At 45.8% G+C, this 8,712-nt stretch carries 7 protein-coding genes; all 7 read right to left on the reverse strand.

The features are described 5' to 3' along the window. On the reverse strand, positions 1-366 hold a 366-nt coding region (locus tag PF479_RS15870; protein ID WP_298008441.1), incomplete at its 3' end, for a hypothetical protein. Continuing rightward, entirely contained in the window at positions 366-2,279 is a 1,914-nt protein-coding gene (locus PF479_RS15875) for a tetratricopeptide repeat protein (RefSeq protein WP_298008443.1), read from the reverse strand. The genes PF479_RS15870 and PF479_RS15875, both read right to left, overlap by 1 nt. 524 nt (positions 2,280-2,803) lie before the next feature. Next, positions 2,804-3,982, reverse strand: a complete 1,179-nt coding sequence (locus tag PF479_RS15880) for a Gfo/Idh/MocA family oxidoreductase (protein ID WP_298008446.1) — start codon at positions 3,980-3,982, stop codon at positions 2,804-2,806. Between the two features lies 1 nt (position 3,983). Next, positions 3,984-5,504: a tripartite tricarboxylate transporter permease gene (locus PF479_RS15885; protein ID WP_298008449.1), complete on the reverse strand. Its 1,521-nt coding sequence runs from the start codon at positions 5,502-5,504 to the stop codon at positions 3,984-3,986. A gap of 12 nt (positions 5,505-5,516) precedes the next feature. After that, positions 5,517-6,032 carry a tripartite tricarboxylate transporter TctB family protein gene (locus PF479_RS15890; RefSeq protein ID WP_298008452.1) on the reverse strand — a complete coding sequence of 172 codons (516 nt, stop codon included), beginning with the start codon at positions 6,030-6,032 and terminating at the stop codon, positions 5,517-5,519. Between the two features lie 74 nt (positions 6,033-6,106). Further along, positions 6,107-7,126 carry a tripartite tricarboxylate transporter substrate binding protein gene (locus PF479_RS15895; RefSeq protein ID WP_298008455.1) on the reverse strand — a complete coding sequence of 340 codons (1,020 nt, stop codon included), beginning with the start codon at positions 7,124-7,126 and terminating at the stop codon, positions 6,107-6,109. Positions 7,127-7,150: 24 nt separating this feature from the next. Next, positions 7,151-8,518, reverse strand: a complete 1,368-nt coding sequence (locus PF479_RS15900) for a hypothetical protein (RefSeq protein WP_298008459.1) — start codon at positions 8,516-8,518, stop codon at positions 7,151-7,153. Positions 8,519-8,712 lie beyond the last annotated feature (194 nt).

The raw sequence follows: 8,712 nt of genomic DNA on the forward strand, positions 1-8,712 counted from the left end.
ACTCCGGCTTTCGCTCCAGGGGCCGGGCTCTCCCGTTTTAACGGCTCTCACCCTCCAGAAACGTGCATCGCAAATGATGAGTCCGGCTGGTATCTCATACTGTGACTCAGTGACTTCAATGACAGGGGCATCCTCAAATTGATCTACCGCCTCAACAATCTGAAGCTCATAGCCTGTGGCTCCCCCCGCATCTTCCCAGTCGAGCAGTGGTGTTTTATCAGCAACCCCGGCTCCATCTTCCGGGCCTGTATAGACCAGCTCTCTTGTCCAGCCAAGGACCATGTCATCAATGGTTGTTTTGAGAGAAATAGGATCACAGGAGGTGATAAGAGCAAGAATAATCCCAGATAGAATTATCCGTTTCATTATTCTTCATCCTCCCAGAGCACATTTCCTGTCACCTGAGCCTGATCAGAGGCCCTGGTCGCATCTTTACTCCTCATATCGAGGTATGAGTAATTCTCTGCCAACTCCGGATCGAGTTTTTTCAACTGAGAGAATGCGGTTGCAGCTGTATCATAATCTTCAGCCTGATGGCTTGTGCGGGCAATTCCTAAGAGAACTTTCTTGGAGTTTGGTTTTATCTTGTCCGCCTGATTGTAATAGGCCAGGGCTTCTGCATAATCCTCACTTAAATAATTGATATTTCCCAGGTTCATGAGGGATGGGAAGAAAGGACTTCGATCTATGACTTTCTTGAATTGTTCTTCCGCCTTGTCATTCATGCCGTAACGGGCGTAGAGCACTCCTAATTTGTTGATGTCCTGCAATCTCTGGCTTTTTTCAATTTTGAGATTCAGTTCTTCCACCTGAGGATAGAGCTCTCTTTCAATAAAGGTATCATATTCTTTCCTAAATGCCGCAGCGACTTTCTGTGGGTCAGGCATCGTTATATCCACCTGTGCAATATCAAAGCCCACCGGATTGTACTGCTCCCAGGCAGTCCGGGTAGGATAAAATCCGGCTTTCAGCTTAGAGGCATTCTCCCGCCACTGTTTAGCTCCGATCTGCCATGCCTTTAGAAATCCCCCCTCCGTTTCTGTTATTTCAACAGGAATCCAGACTTTGTTTTCCATATAAATCAGATCTTCCGGCCGCAGAAACTGCTTTTCCGCTTCCTTTTCTGTAATGTCGAGGCAAAATGCCATGAAAATATGCCCCGGAATGGTCACAAATGCAGTTTCCACACCGACTGCCTCGAGAAGAGCACAGTTCAGGATGGAAAGGTCATCACAGTCACCGGCTTTATAATCAAGAGTCTGCATAGGAAACTGAATGAAGTCGACAGCACCTTTATCGCCGGCAAGTTCGGAATAAGGGGTGGCAGGATCTATAACATAGCTTATACCATGCTCCCGCAGGGCGGCATTGATACCCATGGCCAGAACAAGGTTTCTGTTCACACCATCACCGGCATTATCCTTTACAATCCCTGCTGTATTCTTTGCAAACTTCAGGATGGCCGTATCCTTGGCGGTCACAAAGGCGGCGACCCGCCTGTCATCATCCCAGGTTATAGCGTTCCTGTTCTGTATCTCCTGTGTTACAATTTTTTCTCGATAGTAGCTTCCGTTATTGTATGAGTACTTAATGTTTATCAGGGCCGAGACCTTGGTTCCTTCTGACACCTCCAGAATTCTATTGGTGAACAAACTGTAAAGATCAATTTCCGCTTCTTCACCCGGGGCCAGGGATGCAGGAGCATTACACTTCTTCGGATTGTCCATATACTGTTTGACGTAATAGGTGATTTCGATGTTTTCAATAGCTTTCTTTTCAAAGTTTTTAATTACGCCTGTCCCGATCGGGTTGTTATCATAATAGCTGAAGAACACTGGAAAAACGCTATTCAGATTTACTTTCAGTAAATCCAGACCTTCTCCGGGTTTATGTTCCATGAGTCCTTCTGCAGCACCGCCTTTTTTGGAGGGAACGATATTGAAAATCACTCCTGCCGTTACGAAGATTTCACTTCCAAACCCCAGGTACTGCCTGTATCCCGCATCAACACCGGCACCCAGTCTGGGTGAAAAGAGGATATAGGTCCCCAGTCCTCCTCCCACATAAGGATTGCCTCCCGAATCATCTCCATTATGAAGGAAGCCGTAGAAATAGCCCCCTGTAGCGAATGTCCGTATACTGATTGTGGGGATGGGGTTGAAATTGAATCCTACTCCCGCACCTAAAGTCATAAGGGATAAAGTGGTTACATCAGTCCTCAAGGGAACATAGTTATACCCGATATCAATACTGGTATATATTTCCGGGAAAAAGGGCATGGATATCTCCCCTGATACTATCCCCCCATAATTCATTTTAAAGAGCTCAGAATCTGTTCCAATAGGCATATTCAAGGATGGAGCTACTTTCAAGGTCAGCAATGAGTTGAAAAGGCTTTGTCCAAAGATTGAACTAATAAATAGTGTAAGAAAACATACAATAATAAGACTTCGTTTTTGCATCTCGATCCCCTTTGAAACACTGATGATTATTCAGTCATTCATTGAAAATATAAGCTGCGAAAAGAATTTGGAAGTGATGTAAGTAGACCAATGGGTGAAAAGCAATTGTTTAAAGTACATACTTTTTACCGCTTCATAATATTATAGCTTCCTTTTGCAATTTTTTGTAGATTATTGCAATTTGGAACCATCTGTGGTTTTAGAAAGTCTCCTCTTTCAAAAGCAGGGCTGCAGGTCATTCTCTGTAGGCACACCCTGTTCATCGGGGGGGGGAGATGTGATCCCCGACTATATAAACCGGGACTTCTGAAAGGATGGTAAACATCCCTTCAGATCAGATTCTACAATAGCGGGATAGTCTGCTCTTTCCCACCATGAGAAGCCGACAGATAAGCCGAATAGACAGTTGCAATCGTATCGGAAGCAAGCTTGCTTCCTGATTCTGGTGCTGTACCCTCAACCACATTATTATAGAAATGCTCCATTTCATTCTGATATCCGGTAAACCAGTCTTCATCAGGAGAGGTATTGGCCCAGCCCTCTTTTGTTCCTATCTTCTCGACAACATAGATGTCATCAAATTGTTCACCCTTGGGATTGAAAGTCTGCAGGGCCGTATTGGGATTAATATTTATCACGGCTCTATGATTGGAGGCATTCACCTCCATATGATTGTGAACCCCTCCTAAAATAATCTCTGAAGCAAATATATCCGCAATCGAACCATCAGAGAAAATCACATGAAGAGCACCGAAATCTTCAATATCTTTATAACCGCTGCGCAGGAAGCCGTCATCCTGATAGGAATTCATTCTGGTCAGAGAGTGGGTCCGGGCGGTCACCGAAGCGGGTCTGATATCGATCCCTTTAACCCGGCCTTCCACCGATTTCAGGTACAAGGCGGCAGTCAGAGGATGCACCGATTTGCCCATGATGGATCCTCCCCCGGAAAAGGACCAGTCTCCATAAGTGGGAGAGTGGGAACCGCTGTGGCCCTCCTGGCCCTGAATCCATAGGATTTGGCCTTTTGTCTTCTCAAGAACCTCCCGTTCTTTCTGTATGGCCGGAGCATAGACCCAGTTCTCGGCATAAAAAATGGTGCCCGCACTGCTTTTCTCTGCCTCCAGAATCCTTTGAATGCTGGCCTGCGCCTGAATCAGTCCGGATGCCCTGTCAAAGGAATCTCCCGAAAACCCGGACTCACCCTTTCCGAAATATCCGGTAAAGGGCTTTTCGATGATCACATGCCTGCCCCTGTTCAGCCCTCTCACAGCCAGGGCTTCATGAGAGGCCGGAGGGGTGCAGATATGCACCACATCACAGACTGAGAAAAGCTCTTCCTCACTGGTACAGACAGGAATCCGCCGCTCCTTCCCAAAATTCTGACAACGTTCTGGATGGGGGGAATAGACTCCTGCTATCTCAACATGGACACCATAGACACGTTTCAAGGCTTCAGTGTGAAAACTGGCAGCAAAACCACTTCCCAGAATACCTGCTTTTATCCTCTTTTTTTCCACATCAAACCTCTTTCTTTTTGAAAATCATCTGAAAGGCCTGTTTTTTAAGTTTTCCAAACCAGACAGTCCTTCCAATAATGGCAAATATTGTTAAAAAGATCAGAACCAGACAGATCGGGCGTGAAACAAAGGGCAGAAAAGAGCCATCTGAGAGCACCAGCGCTCTTCTGAGGTTTTTATCCAGAATCCCACCGAGGATGATTCCCAGAATCATGGGGGCTACGGGGTAGTCCATTTCCCTCATCAGATATCCCAGGATACCGAAAAATATCATGACTTTAACATCAAAGGTTCGGCTGGCCAGAGCATATGACCCCATCACACAGAGAGTAAAAATAACAGGAATGAGCTTTGTCCTTGGTACCTGAAGGACTTTCACAAGAGACTTCACCATGGACAGTCCAAGAATCATCATGGCACAGGTGGCCATAAAGACCATGGCTACAACCTTGTAAACAAATTCTGGAGATTCAATCATGATGAGGGGACCGGGACGAATTCCGTGAATGAACATGGCTGCCAGAAGAACGGCCGCCGGGGCGGATCCAGGGATGGCCAGGGAGAGAACCGGAATCACGGCCCCTGCGGCGGCGGCATTGTTCCCTGTCTCTGATGCGATGAGACCTTCAATACTTCCTTTCCCGAAGAGTTTTTTCTCCTTGCTCCCTCTTTTGGCAAAATCATAACTGACCCAGGCGGCAATATCTTCACCCACTCCCGGAATGGCTCCTACAAAAGTCCCGATGACACCTGAGCGGAGTATGGTCTTCCAGTATTTCAGAACTTGTCGGGGATGGGGAAAAACATTCTTGATGGGAGTATTGATGACGACGGACCGGGGACTCTTCATAAGATTCAGAATCTCCGCCATACCAAAGGCACCGACCATGGCGGGAAGAAGGTCTATCCCTCCGGATAAATTGACATTTCCGAAGGAGTAGCGGATATGAGCGTGGATTCCTTCCATTCCGATCATGGCAATGAACAAACCTATAAACCCGGCGATCCAGCCTTTCAACGGATCTTTGGGAGCCGTCAAATTTCCTGATATGATAATTCCGAAAATAGCCAGCCAGAAAAACTCATAGGATTGGAAGTCCAGAGCAAAGTTTCCAAGGATAGGGGTGAAAAAAGCGAGCATGAACATCCCGATAATAGACCCCAGAAAGCTGCCTGTAGTGGCAATCCCGATGGCCTCTCCCGCCTTTCCCTGCAGGGCCAGTGGATGCCCGTCTACAGAGGTTGCCGCATTGGCGGGTGTACCGGGTATATTGAGAAGAATGGCCGAACGGCTTCCCCCGTAAATTGCTCCGATATACATACACATCAGGATCAGGACAGCCGTATCTGCGGGCATTTTATAGGTCAGAGTAGTCATCAGGGCGACACCCATGGTGGCCGTCAACCCCGGGAGCATTCCAACGATAATTCCCAGCTGAGTGCTCCATAAAACAATAAAAATAACCTTGAAGGAGAAGAACCCTCCCAGGCTAGCTAAAAACATCAGAATTCCGTCAAACATAGAAAGGTCTCCTTAGGGTAAATCAACAAGAAAGAGGTATTGAAAAGTAACACTGATGACAGCGGAGCTGATGATAGCCTGAATGACAGCAAAGATAATTATTTTCCTTTTACTTCCCTCTTCTTTATCAAACTTCAGGTCAAAAATGAGAATAAACCCCAGAGTGAAAAGAAAAGTTGCCAGAATATAGGGGATATGGCCCACAAGAACCAGGGCATAGAGGAGACAGAGGGCCAGAGAAATCAAAAGACGGACAGTACCCTCATCTTTCAACAAGGCTTTAACATTTCCTTTTTGAAACCTGGGTAGATAATCCGCTTGACGGATGGTCCTGATAAACATGATCAGGGAAAGAAATAGTATGATGACGCCCAGGATTCCCGGGACGACTCCCGGCGCGGTATAGGGATTGATGCCTTTTTCTTCCAAACGGGGCATCCTGACAGCCATAGAGCTAATGGTTATTCCAAAAATAATCAGAACAATTGATGTGATAAAATCTGCCTTGCGCATTTGTTTTTCGTTCATAGTATTACAACCTGATAGCAAAATAACCCCTCCCCGAATATCAGAGAAGGGGTTATACATTTTTTATTTAGAAATTAGGGACGGGGAATTCCAATGGTGGATGGGTCAATGACGGCATCACCCGAATCAAATTTGAGCCAGGCGCTGATCTGAACCATGGGGAAAGACTTTTCAAGAGCTTCCTTACCATAGCAGGGGTCAAAAACAACGGCATTTTTTGCGGCCCAGTCTTTCAGTTCAGGAGATTTCATGACAACATTTTTCCAAATCTTATCCATGGTGTTGGTCACGGCTTTAGGAGCACCCTTGGGAATGAAAATTCCGAAATAGATAGGGGCTGCTTCAAAATCCTTGATCCAATTTGTGATAGGGGGAATTTCGCCTTCCATTCCATCCACGACCAGGGCTTTGTCAGTCATAACACAAAGGGCTTTCAGCCTTCCCGCCTTCAGCATGTCCACTTCTTCAACAGAAAGCTGAGGAACAACATCTGCTTCTCCGCCGACTGTGGCGATGACGGCAGGATTTCCACCGTCATAGGTCACATGCTTGTACTCAACTCCGGTGTATTTTTTGATCAGTTCTATGGCTGTATGGCCGGCAGAATTGACTCCTGCTGTGGCCACACGGATCTTTCCGGGGTTGGCTTTCATATCGGCAAGAAGATCTCCAAAGTCATTGTAGGGAGAATCTATACCGACGGCGACTACGGTAGGCATGGCTACGTTCAGATAGAGATTCCAGTCATCCAGAGTCGTATCAATCATGCCCTGTACTTTGTAGACACCAAGATCTTTAACGGCTCCTGCGACCCATTTCATTCCGTCTTTATCGGCATCCAGAACACCCTTTGTTCCAACAGATCCAGAAGCTCCCGGCTGATTCACGACAACAATTTTCTGTCCCAGAACGGCTTCTACGATACCAGCAGTAGTTCGGGCAGAACGGTCTGTAGACCCGCCGGCTCCCCAGGGAACAACAAGGTTAACAGGTTTGGCCGGCTGCCATTCATAACCATTAGACTCTTTTTGGCCTTCCCCGAACAGAGGAAAAACAAGAAGAGCCAGAAGCAACAGAATTACAGTTTTTTTCATGATAAAAACTCCTTCTTTATATATTCAGCCGCTTATACAAGCCGCTTTCTCAAGATTAATACCAGTTTCCTGGATTTGGATTTCATCCATCCGGTAGCCATAACCAAATCCCGTCAGAGAGGATAAATCAATGTCTCCCTGACTTCTTGAAAATAACTTCGGATGAACCTTGCTTTCCGATAGGGATGCCAGAGGGCAGTACTGAATGGCATTGCTTTCGATCTCCGGATCATCACTCAAATGAGCCGCCAATTGAACGTGAGCGATATGGGCCAGGGAAGGATTCGTCAAATCCATAACAGTCACTCTTTTATTAAGAACTCTGGACAGGGCATACATCAGGATGGATGATGTCTGAGACTTACAGATTTTCAGTGCGACCCCGGACCATCCAGCCTGGTAATATTCATACAGCACTTCCCAGTTCCCGGCCCCTTCATCCACAAGCAGATCTTTCATGGCGGTAATGGAACGAACCTCGTTTCTGTTTCCAGTCATTCCTGCACGAATCGGTTGCTCGATGTAGACAAGCTTCTCATAGAGACCTGGAATATCCGCCTTCAGATTTTCCAGAAACGGGATCATCCATCTGAGCTCATCTTTGGAACCGTTGTAATCAAAAGAATATTTCTCAACACCCAGAGAACGGCTGACCTTATATATTTCCTTCAATCGATTCATGTCCTGATCTTCCATGGAGCTGAGCTTAATCTTTAGACGCTTAATACCTCCATCGACTATCCAGCGGGCTAAATCATTACAGCTTTCATCGGCCGGAACAGGATCAACAATACCAACCATATGCCAGACTCCCAGGCGGGAAGGAGGATTCTCCTTAAGCAGATGACTCAACTCAATTCCTTTCATGAGAGAAGAAACAGTCCTGTTACTCTTGAAAAAGAAATCCAGGGAGACAGGGATCAGACTCGAATCGAATAGTTTATAAACCGGAAGTGAACAGAGTTTGGCAAAACCATCATAGAGGGCAATGTCAAAGGCTGAGTTCATGACTTGAACAGCCAGAAAAGGCAGATCTCCCCATTTTTCAGTAAGGCCTGTATACAGAGGATTCAGGCTCTGAGTCTGCAATTCAAATCCTGACAGCAGGGGATGGAGAACCTTCCCCAAAGACAACCATTGAGTAACCAGCTCACTGACTATATCCCTGATAACAAACATGGGGTTTTCGATGGTACACTGCGGCCAAAACCATGGATAGTTCACGGGGACTTCACCCCAACCGGTTCCAGACTCACCAGTCACCGGATTCTTCAGGACCATTTTTATCCTCAGTTTTTCCAGAGACTCAATCTTCTGCTTGCCGAAAGAGAGGGGATTGGAAAATACAACAGGGAGATACTGAACCTCTAGTGTGTGAACAATTAAATCCAAATGAATTCCTTCAAAAATAAATTAACATCGAGATCATTTTATCTTATCCTCAGTTTATCACTTTGTCAAAGATATTTATTATCTAGCTTATAAACTCTAATATAATGGCATTAAATCCTAGGTAATTCAAATTTACAAGATCTATTATTTATTGTATACTTCTCTTTGTAAATATATTTTACTATGAAGACTGG

Origin of the sequence: Oceanispirochaeta sp., assembly GCF_027859075.1 — a bacterium.
Lineage (GTDB): Bacteria > Spirochaetota > Spirochaetia > DSM-2461 > DSM-2461 > Oceanispirochaeta.